This window comes from Brevundimonas sp. (genome assembly GCF_013912005.1).
In the GTDB taxonomy this organism is placed as follows: Bacteria; Pseudomonadota; Alphaproteobacteria; order Caulobacterales; family Caulobacteraceae; genus Brevundimonas.
Window position 1 is genome coordinate 17,950 of record NZ_JACESB010000026.1, and the last position, 19,687, is coordinate 37,636.

Consider the following 19,687-nt stretch of genomic DNA (forward strand, 5'->3'; position numbering starts at 1 on the left):
GCGCATGACGGCTGAGGGGTTGGCGGGCGAAAGCCGGGTCGGGCCGGACCATGAATGACGAAGGGGCCGCCCGGCAAGTCCGGAGCGGCCCCTCATCCGGCCCGCCGGGGCGGACCTCCGTTCCCCGCCGGGGGGAGCCGGTTACTCCGCGCCCAGCTCCTCCAGCAGGCGCGGCTGCGGATAGACGGTGCGCAGCGCCTCGGTGATCGCCGCGGTCGAGACCGAGACGGTGCGGTTCAGGTCGCCGTCGTAGCCGAAGGCCCCGCCCAGCGAGTGGATGTTGCCGTCGAAGGCGGCCCCGATCACCTCGCCCTCGGCGTTGACCACCGGCGAGCCCGAGTTGCCGCCGATGATGTCGTTGGTCGAGACGAAGTCGTAGACGACCTCCTTGTTGATCCGGTCCTCCGCCGCGGCGAAGCGCGGCGCCAGGTCGAACGGCTCGGACCCGGTGGCCCGCTCGTAGAGCCCGCCGAAGTAGGTGAACGGCGGCACCGTAACGCCGCGGTAGGTCCAGCCCTGCACCTGGCCGTACGACAGCCGCAGGCTGAAGGTGGCGTCCGGATACAGGTTGGTGCCGTAGACGGCGAAGCGGGCCTGGGCGACCTTTTCGGCGGCCCGGGCGGTGGGGGCGTTGACCTCGGCGGCCCAGCGGTCGCCGATGGCCTTGGCCGCGTCGTCATTGGCGATCACGAAGGCCAGCAGCGGATCGGCCGAGGCCAGCTGTTCCGGAGTCATCGACAGGGCCTGCGCCCGAAAGGCCGGGTCGGCCAGCTTCGTCCCCTCGATCAGCCGCTCCGCCAGCGCTTCCGGGCTCTCGCGACCCAGCAGGCGCTTCACGTCGGGATTGTCGACGGTCAGGTACTCGCGGGTCTTCGACAGCCAGTAGCGCAGCCGCAGCTCCTCGATGTCGGTGGCGATCGGCACGTTCTCGGACAGGGCGGCGGTCAGCTGGGCGCGGCGCGCCTCGGTCATCTCGCCGCTCTTCGCCGCGCGGACGATGGCCCGGGCGTACTGGTACAGCTGCGAGCCGCCGCCGGCCGCCTGCTCCAGCTGGCGATAGGGCAGGTAGAGCTCCCGCGCGACGTTCTGCACCCGCTCGAGATCGGCCCACGGATCGCCGATCTGCTGCACCAGCGCCGGATCGGCGGCGACCCGGGCGCGCAGCTCCTGCTCCTGTTCGCGCTTCATGGACATGAAGGCCGGATCGGTCAGCGCCGACTGCTGGCCGTAGTAGACCTTGAAGCTGTTCTCGAGCCCGAAGATCGGATCGAACGACAGCCGCTTGGCCTCCTCGCCGGTCAGCGAGTACTCCAGCAGCCGCCCGCGCAGCTCCGAGGCCTGCAGCAGGGTGACCGGCAGCTGCTGGTCGCGCAGCCGCTCCAGCTGGCTCATGGTCAGCAGGCGCGAGGTGGAGCCGGGATTGCCGACCACGAAGGTGACGTCGCCCTCTTCCGGCGCCGCCGGATTCCACTTCAGGTGATTGGGGGTCTCGACCGGGCGGCCGTTCTCGTAGGCGCGCAGGAAGCCGGCGTCGAGCGCGTAGCGGGGGAAGTTGAAGTTGTCCGGATCGCCGCCGAAGAAGGCCGCCTGCTGTTCCGGCGCGAACACCAGCCGGACGTCGTCGTACTTGCGGAACTTGTACAGGGCGTAGCGGCCGCCGCGGTAGAAGCTGATCACCTGGCAGTTGAACTTCGGGTCGCCGGCGCAGGCTTCCTGCTGGATGCGGTTGATCTCCTCGGACCGGGCCGTGTTGAAGGCGGCGCCCTCGAGGCCCTGGCCGGCGCCCTGCACCCGGTCGGTGACGTCGACGATCTCGGTCAGCACCTCGGCCGTCTGGCCGGGGCAGCGGCGCTCCTCCTCGCGGGTCGCCGTCATCCAGCCGTTCTTCACATAGTCGTTCTCCGGCGACGACAGGTCCTGCACGCAGCCGACCACGCAGTGCCAGTTGGTCAGGATCAGCCCCTCGTCCGAGACGAACGAGGCCGAGCAGCCCTGCAGCCGCACCGCGGCGTTGCGCACCCGGTCCAGCCAGGCCTGGTCGATGTTGGTGCCGTACTTCTCGTTGACCGTGCGGATCGGGAAGTTGTCGAAGGTCCACATGCCCTCGTCGGCCTTCGCCGGCGAGGGGGCCAGCACGGCCATGGCGCCGGCGACGACGGCGATGGAGGCGGTCGCCGAAATGGCGGCGCGCAGCGAACGGTACAGCATCCTGGAGTCTCCCTGGTCGGCCTGTCGCCGGGTCTGTTGCGGATACCTAGACCCGGCGGGGCGGCGCCGTCCACGCCTTCGACGCCCCCGTGGCGTACCGTCGCTCGCCTTACCCCGATTTAACTTGGCCCCGGCGAGCGGCGTCGTCAGATAACGCCATCGCCGGGGGCCGATCCTTTCATGTCGCTTGCACTTTCCACCCTGCTGTACGAGTGGCGCCGCTACATGGCGGCGGTCATGGCCCTGGCCCTGTCCGGGCTGCTGGTGCTGGCCATGACCGGCGTGTTCATCGGCATCGGCAAGAGCTTCACCGCCCAGATCGAGCGGTCGCGCGCCGACATCATCATCATGCAGCCGGGCGCCACCAGCCTGATGGGCGGGCCGTCCGGCGTGCCCCGCCGCTTCATCCCGCTGGCCTACAACAACCCGGCGGTGGTCGAGGTGCAGCCGCTCGACGGCGCCGGCGGCGCCTTCCAGAGCGTCAAGAACTACGACCCGACCCTGTCCCAGGCCGAACGCGCCAAGCAGCGCGCGCCGCGACAGGAGTTCGTCCAGACGACGATCATCGACACCACCCCCGACGCGGTGACCATCCCGGTCGACTACTCCCAGGAGCTGGTCGACGCCCTGCGGCAGCCCTACACCATCGCCGTCGACGAGACGGCGCTGCCCAAGCTCGGCGTGAAGCTGGGCGACAAGGCGCTCTACAACGGCCAGACGGTCACCGTCGTGGGCGTCACCCGCGGCTATCCGAACATGATGCAGGCGCAGATCGTGATGTCGCGCGACACCCTGCGCATGGTCGGCCAGGCCGACACCGGACCGCGGGTCGGGCCGCTGATGGTCAAGCTGCGCGACCCGGCGCAGGCTCCGCGGGTGGCCGAGGAGCTCAACGCCCAGGGCAACGGTCAGTGGAAGGCCTGGACCCGGCAGCAGCTGGCCGACGCCAACGCCGGCGCCATGTTCGAGGAAGGCATCCTCGTGATCATCATCGGCGGGTGCGTGGTGCTCGGCACCATCATCGGCGTGGCCATCACCTGGCAGACCCTGCGCGGCGCCATCATGGCCAACATCAAGGAGTTCGCCTCCCTGCGGGCGCTCGGCGTCGGCATGGGCTCGCTGCGCCGCATCGTCATGGAGCTGAGCTTCTGGGTCGGCTGCGTCGGCGTCATCGCGGCCATCGTGCTCACCTGGCTGGTCCAGTTGCTGGCCGCCGCCAACGCCGTGATCATCGCCCTGCCGCCGCTGCTGCTGATCATCGTCGGCGGCGGGCTGGTGGTGATCGCCATGCTGTCGGGCCTCCTGTCGCTCGGCGTCCTCAAGAACAGCCAGCCGGCGGACCTTCTGCGATGATGACGACAAAGGTGCACGGCAAGCACGGCGACTTCGCCATCGAGGCCAAGGGCCTGGTGAAGCGCTTCAAGTCCGGCAAGGGCTTCATCGAGGTGCTCAAGCGGGTCGACTTCGACGCCCGCCACGGCGACCTCACCATGGTCATGGGTCCGTCCGGCTCCGGCAAGTCGACGCTCATCGCCGCCCTCTCCGGCCTGCTCCGGCCCGAGGAAGGCCGCGTCGACACGCTCGACGTCGACAATCTGTGGAAGCTGTCCTCCGGCCGCATCGACCGGTTCCGCCTCGACCACTGCGGCTTCATCTTCCAGGGCTTCAACCTGTTCCCGGCGCTCAGCGCCCTGCAGCAGGTCGAGGTCGTGCTGAAGTTCCAGGGACTGTCGAAGAAGGACGCCACCCGCCGGGCCACGATCGCGCTCGAGGAGGTCGGCCTCGGCCACCGCCTCCACCAGCGGCCCTCGGCCCTGTCGGGCGGCGAGAAGCAGCGCGTGGCGATCGCCCGCGCCCTCGCCAAGGACCCCCAGATCCTGTTCGCCGACGAACCGACCTCGGCCCTCGACGGCGAGAACGGCCAGGTGGTGATCCGCCTGCTCCGCCGCGCCGCCACCGAGCACGGCGCAGCGGTGATCTGCGTCACCCACGACCCGCGCCTCGAGGCCTGGGCCGACCGCGTCATCCACATCGAGGACGGCGTGATCATCGACGACCAGCGCCGCACGCCCAATCCCGACGCCACCCTGGCGTCCCACTAGACCGCCTTCCGGGGACACTCACACAATGCCCGCCTTCCTGAAAAACAAATGGCTATGGATCGGCGTCGCGCTGATCGTGGTCCTGGTCGTGGCCTTCAACGTCATGTCCAGCAACGCCGCGAAGAAGAAGGCGGCCGACGAGAAGGCCCAGGCCGACGCGCGCGTCGAGTCGCCCTACGCCGCGATCGCCAACGGCAAGGTCGACATCGAGGGCGGCATCATCCAGATCGCCGCGCGTCGCGGCGGGGTCGTGCGCGAGGTGCTGGTGCAGGAGGGCGACCGCGTCGTCGCCGGCCAGATCCTCGCCCGCCAGGAGGACGACGAGCCGCGTCTGGCGCTGCAGCGCGCACGCGCCGAGGTCGCCCAGGCGGAAAGCCAGCTGCGCCAGATCCAGGTCGACATCAACACGGCCCGCCGCGAGTACGACCGGCTCCAGCGCCTGGTCGACACCAACTTCGTCGCGGCCCAGCGCCTCGACCAGGCCCGCGACGAGATCGCGGCGGCCGAGGCCCGGCTGGCGGCCCAGCAGGCGGCGATCCAGACCGCCCGGGCGCGGATGTCCGAAGCCGAGTACAACGTCGAGCTCACCGTGATCCGCTCGCCCGCCGACGGCCGCATCGTGCGCCGCTACGCCAACCCCGGCGCCGGCGCCTCGACCCTGAACGTGTCGAACATGTTCGACCTCGAGCCCGACGCCCCGCGCATCGCGCGCGCCGAGATCGTCGAGTCGGACATCCCGAACGTCACCGTCGGCCAGGCCGTGGAGATCACCCCCGAGGGCGATCCGTCCAAGGTCTACGTCGGGACGGTGCTGCGCCGCGCCGCGGTCTTCGGCGCCCGCAAGCTGGCCTCGGACGACCCGTCGCAGCGCTCGGACGAACGCGTGGTCGAGGTGGTCGTGACCGCCGGCGATGCGCCCCTGCTGATCGGCCAGCGCGTGCTGGTGAAGTTCATGAAGCCGGGTGAAACGGCCGGCGCGCCGCGCACCACCGCCGCCGGCGTTCCCCCCGCCCGCGCCATGCGCCAGCCGGCGCGTCAGGCGGGCTGATCGGGACCCGGGGCGAGGCGCGCCGTCGCCCCGGCTTCGGCCTTCAGCCAGCGAAGCGTCTCCCGCACCGCCCGGCCGCCGGCCGGGTCGGTGCGGATCGCCGCCAGCAGCCCGCCGTCCGGGACGAAGCCGGCCGGCGCGGCCAGTCGGCCGGCGGCCACGTCGTCCGCGACGACGATCCACGGCAACACCGCCGCGCCCAGTCCGGCGACGGCCGCGTCGAGCACGAAGTGCAGGTGGGCCAGGGTGCGGACGGGCCCCGCCGGCGCTGACCCGCCGCTCGCCTCAACCCAGTCGCGCCAGCCGCCCGGATGGGTGCGGGCGGTCAGGCGCGGAGCCCGCTCCAGATCGCCGCCGGCGAGCTCCGGGGCGCACACGAGCCCGACCCGGTTCTCGACCAGCGGCTCGACGCCCGGCCCCGCGGCCTCGACCCCGTCGATCAGCCGGATCGCCAGATCCACGTCGCGCCGGCGGGTCTCGGCCGGACCGAGGTCGGTCAGGTGCAGCGTCACCCCCGGACAGGCCCGCTCGAACGAAGCCAGACGCGGGATCAGCCACTTGACCGCCAGGCTCGGGTGGATCGCCAGATGGACCTCGGTCGTCTCGCGCACCCCGCGCACGGCCTCCGACAGGGCGTCGAAGCCGGCGCCGAGGCCCGCCAGCAGGGCGCGGCCGCGGGCGGTCAGCCGCAGCTGATGTCTCGGCCCCTCGAACAGCCGCACCCCCAGTTGCGCCTCCAGCGCCTTCACCTGCCGGCTGACCGCGCTGTGGGTGACGTTCAGCTCCGCCGCCGCCCGCGTCGCCGAGCCGGTGCGCCCCATGGCTTCGAAGGCCCGCAGGGCGTTCAGCGAGGGCAGCGGGGCGCGGGCTGTGAGATTTTCGAACATTCCTCCCTCGATATGTCGCTTTCCGGGGCGCGGCAAATCCGTCACCCGGCCTCATGTCGCTCCGTTCCCGTCTCGTCGTCCCGGTGCTCGGCCTCGGCCAGACCGTCGCCTTCGCCTCCAGCTACTACCTGCTGGGCGTCCTCGCCGATCCGATGGCGCGCGGTCTCGGCCTGCCGCCGGCGCGCCTGTTCGCGGCCCTGTCCGTCGCCTTCCTGATCTCGGCGGCGCTGACGCCGGCGGCCGGTCGATGGATCGAGCGGCGCGGCGGCCGGCGCGCGCTGCTCGGGTCGCACCTCGCCTTCGCCGCGGCCCTGCTGGTCATGGCCGCGGCGCCCCACCCGGCGATCGGCCTCGTCGGCGTCGCCGCCCTCGGCGTCGGCATGGGCGTCGGCCTGTACGGCACCGCCTTCGCGGTGCTGGTCGAGATCCACGGCGCCGCCGCCCGCCGGCCGATCACCGCCGTCTCCCTGCTCGGGGCCCTGGGCGGCGGCCTCGGCTGGCCGGTCACCCGGCTGGCGGTCGAGGCGGGCGACTGGCGCGCCGCCTGCCTGCTGTGGGCGGCGCTGCATCTCCTGCTCTGCCTGCCGCTGGTCGCCGCCGTGCTGCCGCGCCGACGGCCGCAGGACGCCCCCGACGCCCCGACCGGCGCGCCGGTCCGCTGGGACGGTCCGATGATCCGCATTGCGGCGATCTTCGCCGGGGCGTGGACGGTGGCGACGGCGATGGGCGCGCACCTGCCGCGTCTGCTCGCCGACCTCGGCATGGCGCCGGCGCACGCCGCCTGGGCCGCCGGACTGATGGCCGCCAGCGCCATCGCCGCCCGGCTGTTCGACCTGGTCGTCCTGCACCGCGCCCATCCGGTGCTGACGGTGCGGATCGCCTGCCTGTTCCACCCGCTCGGCGCGGCGCTGGCCGTGTCCGGCGGCGGCCGGCTGGCGGCCTTGCTGGCGGTCGGGCAGGGGGCCGGCAACGGCCTGCTGTCAGTGGCCTCCGGCGTCCTGCCCCTGCATGTCTTCGGTCCGGACCGCTACGCCGTCCGCCAGGCCATGGTCCTGACGCCGGCGCGCTATCTCCAGGCCCTGGCGCCCGCGGCCTGGGCGGTGGCCATGGACGTCTCGGCCGGCTTCGCCCTGGCGGCGTCGAGCCTCGTCTGCCTGGCCATGGGCGCGCTGACCCTCGGCCTCGTCCCTAGGTCCCGCTGAACCCCGGGACGCGCTTGTCCAGCGCCGCCGCCACGCCCTCGGCGTGGTCGTCGGTCAGGTGCGCCAGCGCCTGAATGGCGGCCGACATCTCCAGCATCTGGTCGAAATTCATGTCGCGGCCCTGGCGCAGCAGGGCCTTGGCCATGCGCAGGGCCTGCGGCGCGTGGGCGGCGACCCGGCCGGCGGTGGTCAGGGCCTCGGCCATCAGCGCCTCCGGCGCCACCACGTGATTGACCAGCCCCCAGCGCTCCGCCGTCGCGGCGTCGATGGTCTCGCCGGTGAACAGCATCTCGGCGGCGCGCGCGTAGCCGATGTTGCGCGGCAGCAGCCACGAACCGCCGTCGCCGGGGATGATCCCCAGCTTCAGGAAGGGCACGCCGAAGCGGGCGTCGCTGGCCGCGATGCGGATGTCGGCGAGCCCGGCGATGTCGCAGCCCAGGCCCATGGCCGCCCCGTTCACCGCCGCGATCAGCGGGACCTCGAGCCCGTAGAGCGACCGGACGATCCGGTGCACCACGCGCCGATAGCGCTCGCGGATCTCCGCGCCGGAGCCCTCGAACAGGTCGCGCCGCTCGCGCATGGCCTTCAGGTCGCCCCCGGCGGAAAAGGCCCGACCGGCGCCGGTCAGCACCACGCAGCGCACCGCCGGATCGCCGTTCACCGCCGCGCAGGCCTCGGCGAAGGCCTCGCCGTCCTGGAGGTCGGGCAGGGCGTTCAGCCGCTCGGCCCGGTCGAGGGTCCAGATTTCGACGGCGTCGCGTCGCTCGCGCACGATCAGGGTCATGACCGGACAGTGCCGCATCCCGGCGGCGGGCACAATTGCGTCCGGAAACGACGAAGCCCCGGCCTTGCGGCCGGGGCTCCATCGCTTGCGGCGGGGGCGCGCCCTAGCGGCGCACCCTGTCCAGCCGGATCGGCTCGAAGTTGGACGGGTGGCTGACCACGCGGTCGCCCGCCCCGTTCGTCTGCTTCGTGTTCACCAGCATCCCGCCCCAGAGGGCGAAGGACAGCATGGCATGCTGGAGGTTCCGGGTGTTCTCGTTCATCTCTGATGTCTCCTTTCGCTGAACGATGAAAAGAGACACGTCGTGCTCGCAGGGGTTCTCACCCTCTCAGTCGTTTCGCGTCATCCTCAACCTGGGCCAATCCAACGGGGAATGCAAGTTTTCGCTCCGCTACCGGACCATTTTTCGCACTGATGTCATCAAAACCGCCACAGCCGCCCCGCGCCATCGCCACCCCCTGCGTCCAGGTCTGCATCGTCGACGGCGCGACGGGCCTCTGCCTCGGCTGCCACCGCACCCTGCCGGAGATCGGCGGCTGGAGCCGCTTCACCGACGCCGAACGGGCGGCGATCATGGCGGAGCTGCCGCGGCGGGCGGCGAAGGGGAAAGAGGGATGAGGGATGAGGGATGAGGGAGTAGGGAGCAGAGAGCAGGGAGCAGGGAGTAGGGCGTGGGGATCAGCGCTCCTCCCCTCGGCGAGGCGACGAGTCCGCACCCTCGCCCCCATCCCTCATCCCTCATCCCTCATCCCTCATCCCTAGTCCCTAATCCCTACTCCCTACTCCCCCTCATTAACCTCCCCCCAACCACGCTCCTTCACCGCATTCCAACCGCCCCCGTGCGACATCGCCGGCATGCGCTTCGACCTGTCCTCGCTCGGGGTCCTGTCCCTCGCCGTCGCCTCCTCCCTCACCGTGCTGTGGTGGATGGACATGGGCGGGGTGCGGGGAGTCGCCCATGCGGCCGGGACCGCGGGCGTCGCCCGGGTGGCGCGCGCCGCCGACGGCCACTACTGGGCCGACGCCCTCGTCGAGGGCCGGCCGGTCCGCCTGATGGTCGACACCGGCGCCAGCCGGGTGATCCTGACCCGCGCCGACGCCGCCCGCCTCGGGGTGGAGCCGGCGGCGGACGCCTTCTCCACCACCCTCGCGACCGCCGCGGGACCGGTCGGCGCCGCCCCTGTCCGGCTGCGCTCGGTGGCCGTCGCCGGCGTCGCCCTCGACGGGGTCGACGCCCTCGTGGTCGACCGCGGCCTGCCGCACTCCCTGCTGGGCATGAGCTACCTCGGCCGCCTCTCCGCCTTCACCGCCACCCCCACGCGCCTGACGCTGGAGGGGTAGGGGAGGATCAGGGATGAGGGATGAGGGCCAGGGCTGCAGGCGGCCGCCGGACGTGAGCGCCGCGCACCCCGCTGGCTCGTCGGTCCTCATCCCTCATCCCTCATCCCTCGTCCCTACAAAGCCTTCACCACCACCAGCGCCGCCGTGATCAGCAGGTAGATCGCGAACGACCGCCGCAGCACCTTGCGGTCCAGCCGGTGCGCCAGCTTCGCCCCCCAAGGCGCCACCGCCGTGGTCAGCACCGCCATCACCACCGCGCCCGGGACGTTGACGTAGCCCAGCGACAGCGGCGGCCGTCCCGCCGCCGCCCAGCCGAACACGACGAAGCCGAGGGTCGCGGCCGTCCCGATGGCCACCCCGAAGCCCGAGGCCGTGGCCACCGCCTGATGGATCGGCCGCCCGCACAGGGTCAGCAACATGCCGCCGAAGCTGCCGCCGCCGATGCCCATCATCGCCGACAGGCCGCCGATCGCCGTCCCGAGCCCGCGTCGCGCCCAGCCGGTCGGCAGGCTCCGCCACGGCGCCCAGCCCTCGCGCATCAGCCCCAACTGCGCGGCCACCGCCGCCAGACAGACGCCGTAGACCAGCGCCAGCCCCTCCATCGAGGTCACGCCGGCGACCGCGGCTCCGGCGACAGCGCCTGCGCCCACCCACGGCGTCCACGTCTTCAGCACCGTCTCGTCCACGGCTCCATGCGCCCGGTGCGCCCGCAGCGAGCGCCACGAGGTGGCGACGATGGTCAGCAGCGAGGTGCCGATGGCCACGTGCAGGTTGCTCTCGCCCCCGACCCCCAGCACCTCGAAGGCGTAGAACACCGCCGGCACGATCACCGTCCCGCCGCCGACCCCGAACAGGCCGGCGATCAGCCCGCCGAACAGCCCCGCCGCCGTCAGGGCGGCCAGCAGCATCACGATCTCGTTCAGGGGCAGGGCGGTCATGAGCCAGCTCTAACCGAGGCGACCTTCACCGTCTCCTCCCCCGTCGCGCAGCGATGGGGAGGGGGACCATCCGGAGCCGCAGGCGAAGGATGGGGAGAGGTGGAAGGAGGGCAGGCTTGCAAGGCGCCCGGGATCGGGCTCCTCTGGCGCTCGAGGGAGCCGCCATGACGGAACACCACGACGAGGCCGCAGCCGCCGCGCCCCCCGCCGGCGCCCGCTGGCGGTTGATCGGCCCCGGCGTCGTCGCCGCCGCCACCGGCGTTGGCGCCGGGGACCTGGTCGCCACCTTGGTGGCCGGATCGAAGTTCGGCTACGCCCTGCTGTGGGCGGCGGTGATCGGAACCCTGCTCAAGATCTCACTGGCCGAGGCCGTCGGCCGCTGGTCGCTGGCCTCCGGCCGGACCATCTTCGAGGGCTGGTCCAGCCTCGGTCCGGGCTGGTTCGGCGGCCGGCTCAACTGGGCCAGCGCCTATTTCGGCGTCTATGTGGTGCTGTGGGGCTTCGTCTACGGCGCCACCGCCATGACCGCCTCGGCCCTGCCCCTGGCGGCCCTCCTCGACCGCACCCCGCTGGCGCTCGACCTCAAGGCCTGGGCGATGATCCTCGGCGTGCTGGGCCTGATCCTCGTCTGGTTCAACCGCTATCCGCTGTTCGAGAAGCTGATGACCGGCCTCGTCGGCGTGATGTTCGTCACCGTGGTCGGGCTGGCGGTGATCGTGGCGCCGGATCTCCCCGCCCTCGCCCGGGGCCTCGTCCCGAGCCTCCCGCCGGGCGCCGCCTACTACACCCTCGGCCTGATCGGCGGGGTCGGCGGCACCATCACCCTGGCGGCCTACGGCTACTGGATCGGCCAGAAGGGCTGGCGCGGTCCGGCCTGGATGCGCGTGATGCGGCTGGACAACCGGATCGGCTACGCCGTCACCGGCGTGTTCGTCATCGCCATGCTCATCGTCGGCGCCGAGCTGCTCCATGCCTCGAACATCGCCCTGGCCGGCGGCGACCGCGGCCTGCTCGACCTCGACGGCGTGCTGCGCGAGCGCTTCGGCGACGCCGTGGGCGTGCTGTTTCTCGTCGGCTTCTTCGCGGCCAGCTTCTCGTCCCTGATCGGCGTCTGGCACGGCGTCGGCCTGATGTTCGCCGACTTCTGGGGCCACGTCCGCCACGGCCCCGGGCGAGCGGGAGCCGCCGGCGAAGGCAGCCCGGCCTTCCGCGGCTACCTGCTGTGGCTGACCTTCCCGCCGATGCTGCTGCTGTTCATGGACCGGCCGTTCGGCCTGATCGTCGCCTACGGCGCGCTCGGCGCGGTCTTCATGCCCTTCCTCGCCTTCACCCTGCTGTGGCTGCTCAACTCCGGCCGCACGCCGCCCGAATGGCGCAGCCGCGGGCTGTCCAACACCATGCTCGTCGCCGGCGGCCTGCTGTTCTGCGTTCTCGCCGGGCGGGAGCTGACGGGCCTGTTCGGCTAGATCAGCAGCGCCCCCTCGTGGCGCAGCAGCCAGGTCTTGCGCTCCAGGCCGCCGCCGAAGCCGACCATGGCCCCGTCCGCGCCGACCACGCGGTGGCAGGGCAGCACCAGCGGGATGGGATTGCGGTTCAGCGCCACGCCGGCGGCCTGCGCCGCGCCCGGCTCGCCGGCCCGTTTCGCCATCTCGCCATAGCTGATGGTCACGCCCGCCGGGATCTCCGCCAGCGCCCGCCACACCCGCAGCTGGAAGCCGTCGCCCGCGGCCGCGCCGTCGAGCGACCATGCGATCCGCGCCAGCGCCCCCGCCTCGCCGGCGAAATAGGCCTCGAGCGCCGCCCGGACCGGTTCCGGCGCCGGACCCGTGTCGCGTTCGGCGGCCGGCCAGACCCGCCGCATCGCCCGCTCCAGACCATCCGCGAAACTCGCCCCTCGCACGCGTCCGTCGGGATCACAGGCGAGCGCGATCGGCCCGATCGGCGAGGGCAGGGAACACAGGGTCAGGCGCTTCGGCGCGTCAGGACTCATGGCTTCAGTGTACCCCGCGCGCTCGCCTCCGTGCGCGCGGTTTCCGGACGCCGGCCCCCGCCCGCCGGAACCGCAGCGCGGCTGAACGCGCTCCACGGCCATGCTTAGCCTCGCCGACATCGATCAGGGTCAACTGTTCCGCGTCGGCGGCTCGACGGTCACCGTGGGCGGGGTGGTCGCCGGCCTCGCTGTCTTCCTCGTCGCCTGGCTGGCGTCCAGACTGGTCAGCCGGGCCCTGTGCCGCCTGCGCGACCGGTCGAACCGCAGCGCCGCCGCCCTCTACCTGCTGGAGAAGCTGTCCAGCTACGGCCTCGTCATCATCGGCGCCGTCGCCGGGCTCTCGGCCGCCGGCCTCGACCTGTCCTCCCTGACCATCTTCGCCGGCGCGATCGGCATCGGCGTCGGCCTCGGCCTGCAGGGGGTGGTCAAGGAGTTCGTCTCCGGCATCTTCCTGATCTTCGACCGCATGGTCGGGGTCGGCGACTATGTCGAGCTCGACGGCGGCGTGCGCGGGGTGGTGGCCGAGATCGGCCCGCGCGCCACCCGCATCCGCTCCAACGACAACATCAACATCGTCGTCCCCAACTCCTCCCTCATCGAGGGGCGGGTGACCAACTGGACCCTCAAGGGCGACACCCGGCGCATCCACATCCCCTTCGCCGTGGCCTACGGCGCCGACCGCAGCCAGGTCCGCGAGGCGGTGCTCGCCGCCGCCCGCGCCAGCCCCTTCACCCTGCCGGAGACGGAGTCGCGCCGGAGCCAGGTCTGGCTGGTCGGCTTCGGCGAGAGCGGCCTCGACTTCGAGCTGCTGGTCTGGCCGACCCAGGAGGCGGTCAAGCGCCCGGCGGCCATGCACGCCGCCTACACCTGGGCCATCGCCGACGCCCTCGAGCAGGCCGGCATCGAGATCCCCTTCCCGCAGACCGACCTGCGCCTGCGCAGCGTGTTCGGCCGCGAGGGCGACGACGCGCTCAGCGCGCTCGGCCTCCGCCACGCCGGCGAGACGCAGCGTCCGCCCGCCGCCGGCCCCGGCGAGGCCCGGCCCCAGCCGAAGGCCCCGCCCGTCAACGACGCGGCCGAGGACGTCATGTCGTCGCCCGATCCGCGCGAGGCCGAGGAGCCGCCGGCCGAGGGCCCCGCGCCCGCCCGCTGAGCGCCCGCTCCCGCCACCGGCTGTCAGCAGCCTGCGGCGCGGCCGCGCGTTCACTGGCGGTCCGCCCCTCCGCCGCCTAGATTGCGTTCATGAACCGTTCCAGTTCGCCGAAAGGCTCCGCGCCGCGCACGCAGAAGCCCGTCCACGTGCCCGGCCAGTTCGCCGAGGCCCCGGCCGCCTTCCTGCGCGACGACGAAGGCCGCGCCCCCCGGGGGGCGGCGAAGACGCCGCACATGCCGATGTTCGCTCCGGTGACGGGCCCGCGCCTGACGCCGGAGGAGGCCCCCGGCGCGCCGGCCGACTGGAAGCCGCACCGCCCCGACCGCCCGGACCAGCGCCGGCGCATCCCCTTCCGGCTGGAGACGAAATACACCCCGGCCGGCGACCAGCCCGCCGCCATCGCCGAACTGGTCGCCCAGGCGGGGGAGGGCGAACGCGACCAGGTCCTGCTCGGCGTCACCGGCTCGGGCAAGACCTTCACCATGGCCAAGGTCATCGAGCAGACCCAGCGCCCGGCCCTGATCCTCGCCCCCAACAAGACCCTCGCCGCCCAGCTCTACAGCGAGTTCAAGTCCTTCTTCCCGGACAATGCGGTCGAGTATTTCGTCTCGTACTACGACTACTATCAACCCGAAGCTTATGTCCCGAGAACAGACACTTACATCGAAAAGGACTCATCGATAAACGAGCAGATCGACCGCATGCGCCACTCGGCGACGCGGGCGATCCTGGAGCGGGACGACGTCATCGTGGTGGCCAGCGTCAGCTGCATCTACGGCATCGGCTCGGTCGAGACCTACACCGCCATGACCTTCAGCCTGAAGGTCGGCGACCAGATCGACGAGGCCAAGCTGCGCGCCGACCTGATCGCCCTGCAGTACAAGCGCAACGACGTCCATTTCGAGCGCGGCATGTTCCGCAAGCGCGGCGACGTCATCGAGATCTTCCCGGTCCACCTGGAGGACCGCGCCTGGCGCATCTCCCTGTTCGGCGACGAGGTGGAGGCGATCCAGGAGTTCGACCCCCTCACCGGCCGGAAGACCGCCGACCTGACCGAGGTCACCGTCTACGCCGCCAGCCACTACGTCACCCCGCGCCCGACACTCAACCAGGCCATCAACGGCATCAAGGCCGAGCTGAAGGAGACGCTCGACTGGATGGTCGAGAACGGCAAGCTGCTGGAGGCCCAGCGGCTGGAGCAGCGCACCCGCTTCGACCTCGAGATGATGGAGGCCACCGGCTCCTGCGCCGGCATCGAGAACTACAGCCGCTGGCTGACCGGCCGCGCCCCCGGCGAGCCGCCGCCGACCTTCTTCGAATACATCCCCGACAACGCCCTGCTGTTCGTCGACGAGAGCCACGTCACCGTCGGCCAGATCGGCGGCATGTACCGCGGCGACTACCGCCGCAAGTCGACCCTGGCCGAGTACGGCTTCCGCCTGCCCAGCTGCATCGACAACCGCCCGCTCAAGTTCGACGAGTGGGACGCCATGCGCCCCCAGACCGTCCACGTCTCGGCCACCCCCGGCCAGTGGGAGATGGAGCGCGCCGGCGGCGTCTTCGTCGAACAGGTCATCCGCCCCACCGGCCTGATCGACCCCCCGGTCGAGATCCGCCCCGTCTCCGGCGCCGCCCGCAACCAGGTCGACGACGTCATCGACGAGGTGAAGGCCGTCGCCCGCGCCGGCTACCGCTCCCTGGTCACCGTCCTGACCAAGAAGATGGCCGAGGACCTGACCGAATACATGCACGAGCAGGGCGTGCGCGTCCGCTACATGCACTCCGACGTCGACACCCTCGAGCGCATCGAGATCCTGCGCGACCTGCGCCTCGGCAGTTTCGACGTGCTGATCGGCATCAACCTGCTGCGCGAGGGCCTCGACATCCCCGAGTGCGGCCTGGTGGCCATCCTCGACGCCGACAAGGAGGGCTTCCTGCGCTCCGAGACCAGCCTGATCCAGACCATCGGCCGCGCCGCCCGCAACGTCGACGGCCGCGTCATCCTCTACGCCGACCGCATGACCGGCTCGATGGAGCGCGCCATCGCCGAGACCAACCGCCGCCGCGAGAAGCAGATCGAATACAACACCGCCCACGGCATCACCCCGGAGTCGGTCAAGCGCGACATCAAGGAGATCCTCGCCAGCCCCTACGAGAGCCGCGAGCTCGACCGCCTCACCGCCCCCGGCGTCAGGGACGAGAGCAAGCCCTTCGTCGGAACCAACTTCCAGGCCGCCCTCAAGGACCTCGAAGGCCGCATGCGCGAGGCCGCCGCCAACCTCGAGTTCGAGGAGGCCGCCCGCCTGCGCGACGAGATCAAGCGCATGAAGCTGATGGACCTCGAGTTCGCCAACGACATCATGACGGCGGAGGGCCAGGCGGTGGACAAGGAGGCGCCGAAGCGGGATCGGGCGGCGGCGCGGGCGGAGAGGGCGGCGGCGTTCAGGAAGGGGCGGTAGGGGGCACCGGGAAGCGATGGAGGAGAGGCGACAGCGTGGCCGAGGAGCACTCGGAGGGACACAGCGCCATAGCTAGGTCAACCGCATTCCCCTAGGGCGATCACTCCCCTATGCTCCCGCAGATCGCGAACTGGGGGAGAGTCCGTGAGGCCCTTTTTATCTCACAGCAGCCTGGACAAGGGTTTCGTGTCTGAAGTGGCTGCGTTTCTTGGGCGGTCACGAGTCATATTCGACGCGTATGAATTCGCCGCAGGTGACGACCTTAGTGCAGCGATCCATAGAGGCTTAGACCGGTCCGACCTGTTCGTCTTGTTCGCTAGCAGAGCTGCACTGGCTTCGGAGTGGGTCAGGATCGAGATTGATCGTGCTGCGGTAGACTTGATCTCTGGAGCAATTGGGAAGGTTGTCTGCTTCCTGCTCGACGATGACCTCACCGTGGACGACATTCCCGAGTGGATGAAAAGTGCTCTCGTTGTGAGCCCGCATAACGCGAGGTTTGCCGCGTTGGATATCCGTCGCATGCTCTCGGAGCAGCAGTCCAAAAGGCGGCCCCGACTCTTCCTGGGTCGCGCCAAGGCGATGGAGGAGGCGTCAGATGCCATCGCAGATGAGACTCGCCCCTTGGTTGTCAATGGACTCCCTGGGGTGGGGCGCAGGACCTTCTTGGCAGAGTTGGCGAGAAACCAGCTCTCTTATGCGAATAGCGTTGTAGTTGAGTTAAAGTCTGGAGACGAGCTACCGGAAGTCTTGGTCTATCTTCACGATGCGCTTGGCTTCATACGCCCCGCCGAGGCTTCAGCTCTCTTGGAAGCCTCTCAAAAACTCGACCCAACAGAGGTGGCCTCGTCCATCTTGGAGGCAATAGGGCGCGCGTGCAGCGCGGGGATATTTGTAATCTTTGTCGATGACGGGGCGACCACCACCGACGACGGCCGGTTGCTTCCTGGGTTCAACCTGCTGTTCTCCATGGCGTCACGGCAGACGGATGCGGACTTTGGTGTGGCGGCGTCCCGGCGCTTGCGTTTCTCAGACGGCAATCCCCTCCCCAACCTTCGGTTATCCGAGCTCGACGCCGAGTCCACTCAGAGACTTCTCCGGCTGTTGGGCAACCACGAGGGAGTTCCCTTTACGAGGGAGCACATCGGGGGGCTTGTTGCGTATGTAGCAGGCTACCCGCCAGCCGCGATCTTCACCGTTCAAGAGGCCAAGATCTATGGGCCGGAGCATATCTCCCAGAACCAACGTAGTATTGTTCGGTTCAATGAGCGAGTGTTCTTGGCTCAGTTGAGCGCGGATCGGAAAATATCTCCGCTCATGCAGCGCATCCTCGGTCTTCTTTCGGCCTATAGCCCTCTTCCACTTCAGGTGGTGGCTGAATGTCTTTCCGTAACCGATGGGCTCGAATTGGATGAGGCGATGGCTGGGCTCATCGATCTTTCTGTCGTGCTCCCTGATGGCCTGTATTACCGAATTTCCGCTCCTATTCGAGACGCGGCCTATCGGCACTTTCAGGGGATGTCCATTAACCACGCCGCGGTGGCAGCTAGCCTCGAGGGCTACCTGAGCGCCAATGGCGAGGAGGGTGACAGCTTAGCGCTCAGTCAAGCGCTTTTTAGAGCGTCGGCCATATCGGGAGGAAAGCAGAGTGATTTCGCCTTGGGCGTTGCTCGCGACCTCATCTCTATCGCTAGTCAATCGTACCACGACCAAGATTATGACCGAGTGATCGAATTCGGGGCGCAGGCCATCAGAGCCCGCCCACAGAACATCGACGTCCGCAGAGTGGTCGCGCAGGCTTATATTAGGCGGGAACGCTTCGCAGAAGCCGAGGAACATATTGTTGCAATGATCGAGCTTGGAGCCTTGAAAGAGGCTTTCTACGTTCGCGGCTTTCTGCATCGGCGCAAGAAGGAGTACGCTCCCGCCATCAATGCATACAAGAGAAGTATAGAATATGGAAGGGGTGGCGTCGCTGTTCATAGAGAACTCGCGCAATGCTATTTCTACGCCGGCGATACAGAAAAAGCGTATGCAGAGATCAAAATCGCTGAGAAATCTGACCCATTTAACAGATACGTGCTGGATCTGAAATGCACCATCGCAATGAAGCGTGGCGATAAGGACGAGGTGGCGAGATGTCTGGCGGTATTGGAGCGGGTTGATACGGGCTCATTTGCCGCCCACCGACGGTCAACCTACGAGTTGAGTCGGGGAGATTCGGCTGAGGCGCTCAAGTACGCAAAGATGGCCGTCGAGGGTGTGAACTGGCCGAGTTACGAGATGCTAGCTAATCTGGCCAACTGTCAGATTGAGGACAATGATCTCGCTGGTGCCGGAGAAACGCTTGGTCTGATCGACAGAAAGTTCTCGAACACAAATCACGATGCGAGGCTCGGCCTTCGTTGTAAGCTTGAACTCCGCCGAGGAGAGGCAGATACTGCTGAAGCCTTTTGGAAGCGAATCCATGCAAAGGATCTTCCAGTCCACCGCGCACTTAGGCTGGGTATATTGAAGAGGCGATCGGCCAATGGTGGAGTAACACCAGAAGAGGTCAGCGAAATGCAGGAGCTGGAAGGAGAACTGTTTTCGGCTGGGGCCAAGTCGAGCGCGGTGGACTACAATCTGATTGAAGATTGATTTGGGTTGAAGAACGGCGTTCGGGGCTAACCTTCTAACCCACCACCCGCTACGGTGGGTGAATGGGGGCGAATACCAACTCGTGGTGCAGGCTGGGCTTCGGCGAGCCGAGCGCTGTCTACACCAGCGCAACCCAGCAGGCGCGCCGCCTGACCGAGGGCTGGATGGCCGAGCACGGCTTCTGCCCCGCCTGTCCGGCCGACCGCCTGCCGCCGACCGCCGCCCTTGGATCGAACGTGTCCCGCGTCTAGCCTGTCGCCCCGGCCCGAGGAGAGCCCCCGATGATCGTTCTGGCCCTGGCCCTGCTCGCGCCCTCCGCCGACCGGCCGCCCGCGCCGCCCGTTCCCTGTCCCGTCATCAGCCGGCCGACCAACCACTGGGGCGCTTTCGCGCACAGCCTCGCCCTGCCGGGGCTCACGCTGCGCGTGACCGCCGGCCTCAGCGACTGCCGGTTCGAGCGGCTGGATCGCGGCCGGTGCCTGTTGCTCGACCCGCGCACCTTTGTGGCGACCGTCGACGGGCAGGACACCTGGTATGAGCTGCCGGCGCACCACGCCGCCGAGATCGAGGTGACGGACGGGCGGCTGACCTGCGCGGTGAAGCCTATGGTCCGGACGGACTAGGGGGCGGGCGCTCCTGCGCCCACACTCCCCCCTTCATCGCCATGGCGGAGCGTCGCCGGCGCGGGCGGAGGGCGTCAAGGACGCGCCCGCAGGGCGCGCCGCTGCGCGGTGGCCGCAGGCCATCCTTGACTCCCTCCGACCGGCCGGCAGGCTGGCCGGCAAGGCGATGAAGGGCGAAGGCGGACGCTGACTGGCCGGCGGCCTGAACGGCCCGGCCCCGTCGTTGCCCCAACTGCGCTTGGCCACCTTCTTCCCGGCCGGGACGGTGACGGAGACCTTCGAGCGGGTCGAGCGCGAGCTGGCCGAGGCGCGGAA

General features: G+C 69.8%; 18 protein-coding genes. 12 read left to right on the forward strand and 6 right to left on the reverse strand.

Annotated features, from left to right (window positions below; all coding sequences use genetic code 11):
• Window positions 1-141: 141 nt before the first annotated feature.
• Complete coding sequence (locus tag H2038_RS13335) at window positions 142-2,208, reverse strand: S46 family peptidase (protein ID WP_292114143.1); 2,067 nt, start codon at window positions 2,206-2,208, stop codon at window positions 142-144.
• A 180-nt stretch (window positions 2,209-2,388) separates the two neighbouring features.
• On the opposite strand from H2038_RS13335, the gene H2038_RS13340 reads away from it, so the two are divergent.
• Genes H2038_RS13340 through H2038_RS13350 form a run of 3 tightly spaced genes read left to right on the forward strand, consistent with a single transcriptional unit; the run spans window position 2,389 to window position 5,358 of the window.
• Window positions 2,389-3,561 (forward strand): ABC transporter permease, encoded by a 1,173-nt coding sequence (locus H2038_RS13340; protein WP_292114146.1) that lies wholly within the window; start codon window positions 2,389-2,391, stop codon window positions 3,559-3,561.
• Window positions 3,561-4,310 (forward strand): ABC transporter ATP-binding protein, encoded by a 750-nt coding sequence (locus H2038_RS13345; protein ID WP_292114196.1) that lies wholly within the window; start codon window positions 3,561-3,563, stop codon window positions 4,308-4,310. The genes H2038_RS13340 and H2038_RS13345 overlap by 1 nt, the downstream gene beginning before the upstream one ends.
• A 25-nt stretch (window positions 4,311-4,335) precedes the next feature.
• Window positions 4,336-5,358 (forward strand): efflux RND transporter periplasmic adaptor subunit, encoded by a 1,023-nt coding sequence (locus tag H2038_RS13350; RefSeq protein ID WP_292114149.1) that lies wholly within the window; start codon window positions 4,336-4,338, stop codon window positions 5,356-5,358.
• Here the strand turns inward: H2038_RS13350 and H2038_RS13355 are convergent.
• Window positions 5,346-6,245: a LysR substrate-binding domain-containing protein gene (locus H2038_RS13355; protein ID WP_292114151.1), complete on the reverse strand. Its 900-nt coding sequence runs from the start codon at window positions 6,243-6,245 to the stop codon at window positions 5,346-5,348. The two genes, H2038_RS13350 and H2038_RS13355, sit on opposite strands and share 13 nt — an antisense overlap.
• A gap of 53 nt (window positions 6,246-6,298) precedes the next feature.
• Between H2038_RS13355 and H2038_RS13360 the strand changes: the two genes are divergently transcribed.
• Window positions 6,299-7,447 carry an MFS transporter gene (locus tag H2038_RS13360; RefSeq protein ID WP_292114154.1) on the forward strand — a complete coding sequence of 383 codons (1,149 nt, stop codon included), beginning with the start codon at window positions 6,299-6,301 and terminating at the stop codon, window positions 7,445-7,447.
• Here the strand turns inward: H2038_RS13360 and H2038_RS13365 are convergent.
• Together H2038_RS13365 and H2038_RS13370 are read right to left on the reverse strand one after the other, a co-directional pair.
• Window positions 7,434-8,231, reverse strand: coding sequence for a crotonase/enoyl-CoA hydratase family protein (locus tag H2038_RS13365; RefSeq protein WP_292114156.1), 798 nt, complete (start codon window positions 8,229-8,231; stop codon window positions 7,434-7,436). The two genes, H2038_RS13360 and H2038_RS13365, sit on opposite strands and share 14 nt — an antisense overlap.
• A gap of 103 nt (window positions 8,232-8,334) precedes the next feature.
• Window positions 8,335-8,493, reverse strand: coding sequence for a hypothetical protein (locus tag H2038_RS13370; protein ID WP_292114158.1), 159 nt, complete (start codon window positions 8,491-8,493; stop codon window positions 8,335-8,337).
• Window positions 8,494-8,645: 152 nt separating this feature from the next.
• Between H2038_RS13370 and H2038_RS13375 the strand changes: the two genes are divergently transcribed.
• Entirely contained in the window at window positions 8,646-8,849 is a 204-nt protein-coding gene (locus H2038_RS13375) for a DUF1289 domain-containing protein (protein WP_292114161.1), read from the forward strand.
• 237 nt (window positions 8,850-9,086) lie between these two features.
• Entirely contained in the window at window positions 9,087-9,572 is a 486-nt protein-coding gene (locus H2038_RS13380; RefSeq protein WP_292114164.1) for a TIGR02281 family clan AA aspartic protease, read from the forward strand.
• A gap of 113 nt (window positions 9,573-9,685) precedes the next feature.
• On the opposite strand, the gene H2038_RS13385 is transcribed toward H2038_RS13380, so the two are convergent.
• A complete protein-coding gene (locus tag H2038_RS13385; RefSeq protein WP_292114167.1) occupies window positions 9,686-10,510 on the reverse strand; it encodes a sulfite exporter TauE/SafE family protein in 825 nt (274 codons plus the stop codon).
• A 164-nt stretch (window positions 10,511-10,674) separates the two neighbouring features.
• On the opposite strand from H2038_RS13385, the gene H2038_RS13390 reads away from it, so the two are divergent.
• Complete coding sequence (locus tag H2038_RS13390; RefSeq protein ID WP_292114170.1) at window positions 10,675-11,976, forward strand: Nramp family divalent metal transporter; 1,302 nt, start codon at window positions 10,675-10,677, stop codon at window positions 11,974-11,976.
• Here H2038_RS13390 and H2038_RS13395 read toward each other — a convergent pair.
• The gene (locus H2038_RS13395; protein WP_292114173.1) at window positions 11,973-12,500 is read right to left on the reverse strand and encodes a methylated-DNA--[protein]-cysteine S-methyltransferase; all 528 of its coding nucleotides are present in this window, start codon (window positions 12,498-12,500) and stop codon (window positions 11,973-11,975) included. The genes H2038_RS13390 and H2038_RS13395 overlap by 4 nt on opposite strands.
• A 100-nt stretch (window positions 12,501-12,600) precedes the next feature.
• On the opposite strand from H2038_RS13395, the gene H2038_RS13400 reads away from it, so the two are divergent.
• From H2038_RS13400 to H2038_RS13420, 5 genes are all read left to right on the forward strand, one after another.
• Complete coding sequence (locus H2038_RS13400; RefSeq protein ID WP_292114176.1) at window positions 12,601-13,653, forward strand: mechanosensitive ion channel domain-containing protein; 1,053 nt, start codon at window positions 12,601-12,603, stop codon at window positions 13,651-13,653.
• An 89-nt stretch (window positions 13,654-13,742) separates the two neighbouring features.
• Window positions 13,743-16,112 carry an excinuclease ABC subunit UvrB gene (uvrB, locus tag H2038_RS13405; RefSeq protein WP_292114179.1) on the forward strand — a complete coding sequence of 790 codons (2,370 nt, stop codon included), beginning with the start codon at window positions 13,743-13,745 and terminating at the stop codon, window positions 16,110-16,112.
• Between the two features lie 144 nt (window positions 16,113-16,256).
• The gene (locus tag H2038_RS13410; RefSeq protein WP_292114182.1) at window positions 16,257-18,749 is read left to right on the forward strand and encodes a toll/interleukin-1 receptor domain-containing protein; all 2,493 of its coding nucleotides are present in this window, start codon (window positions 16,257-16,259) and stop codon (window positions 18,747-18,749) included.
• 62 nt (window positions 18,750-18,811) lie between these two features.
• The gene (locus H2038_RS13415) at window positions 18,812-19,000 is read left to right on the forward strand and encodes a DpnI domain-containing protein (RefSeq protein ID WP_292114185.1); all 189 of its coding nucleotides are present in this window, start codon (window positions 18,812-18,814) and stop codon (window positions 18,998-19,000) included.
• Window positions 19,001-19,030: 30 nt separating this feature from the next.
• Window positions 19,031-19,372, forward strand: a complete 342-nt coding sequence (locus tag H2038_RS13420; protein WP_292114188.1) for a hypothetical protein — start codon at window positions 19,031-19,033, stop codon at window positions 19,370-19,372.
• Window positions 19,373-19,687 lie beyond the last annotated feature (315 nt).

Coding starts and splice junctions, on each gene's coding strand:
- H2038_RS13335 (WP_292114143.1), bottom strand. CDS start 2,208: ATGCTGTACCGTTCGCTGCGCGCCGCCATTTCGGCGACCGCCTCCATC.
- H2038_RS13340 (WP_292114146.1), top strand. CDS start 2,389: ATGTCGCTTGCACTTTCCACCCTGCTGTACGAGTGGCGCCGCTACATG.
- H2038_RS13345 (WP_292114196.1), top strand. CDS start 3,561: ATGACGACAAAGGTGCACGGCAAGCACGGCGACTTCGCCATCGAGGCC.
- H2038_RS13350 (WP_292114149.1), top strand. CDS start 4,336: ATGCCCGCCTTCCTGAAAAACAAATGGCTATGGATCGGCGTCGCGCTG.
- H2038_RS13355 (WP_292114151.1), bottom strand. CDS start 6,245: ATGTTCGAAAATCTCACAGCCCGCGCCCCGCTGCCCTCGCTGAACGCC.
- H2038_RS13360 (WP_292114154.1), top strand. CDS start 6,299: ATGTCGCTCCGTTCCCGTCTCGTCGTCCCGGTGCTCGGCCTCGGCCAG.
- H2038_RS13365 (WP_292114156.1), bottom strand. CDS start 8,231: ATGACCCTGATCGTGCGCGAGCGACGCGACGCCGTCGAAATCTGGACC.
- H2038_RS13370 (WP_292114158.1), bottom strand. CDS start 8,493: ATGAACGAGAACACCCGGAACCTCCAGCATGCCATGCTGTCCTTCGCC.
- H2038_RS13375 (WP_292114161.1), top strand. CDS start 8,646: ATGTCATCAAAACCGCCACAGCCGCCCCGCGCCATCGCCACCCCCTGC.
- H2038_RS13380 (WP_292114164.1), top strand. CDS start 9,087: ATGCGCTTCGACCTGTCCTCGCTCGGGGTCCTGTCCCTCGCCGTCGCC.
- H2038_RS13385 (WP_292114167.1), bottom strand. CDS start 10,510: ATGACCGCCCTGCCCCTGAACGAGATCGTGATGCTGCTGGCCGCCCTG.
- H2038_RS13390 (WP_292114170.1), top strand. CDS start 10,675: ATGACGGAACACCACGACGAGGCCGCAGCCGCCGCGCCCCCCGCCGGC.
- H2038_RS13395 (WP_292114173.1), bottom strand. CDS start 12,500: ATGAGTCCTGACGCGCCGAAGCGCCTGACCCTGTGTTCCCTGCCCTCG.
- H2038_RS13400 (WP_292114176.1), top strand. CDS start 12,601: ATGCTTAGCCTCGCCGACATCGATCAGGGTCAACTGTTCCGCGTCGGC.
- uvrB (WP_292114179.1), top strand. CDS start 13,743: ATGAACCGTTCCAGTTCGCCGAAAGGCTCCGCGCCGCGCACGCAGAAG.
- H2038_RS13415 (WP_292114185.1), top strand. CDS start 18,812: ATGGGGGCGAATACCAACTCGTGGTGCAGGCTGGGCTTCGGCGAGCCG.
- H2038_RS13420 (WP_292114188.1), top strand. CDS start 19,031: ATGATCGTTCTGGCCCTGGCCCTGCTCGCGCCCTCCGCCGACCGGCCG.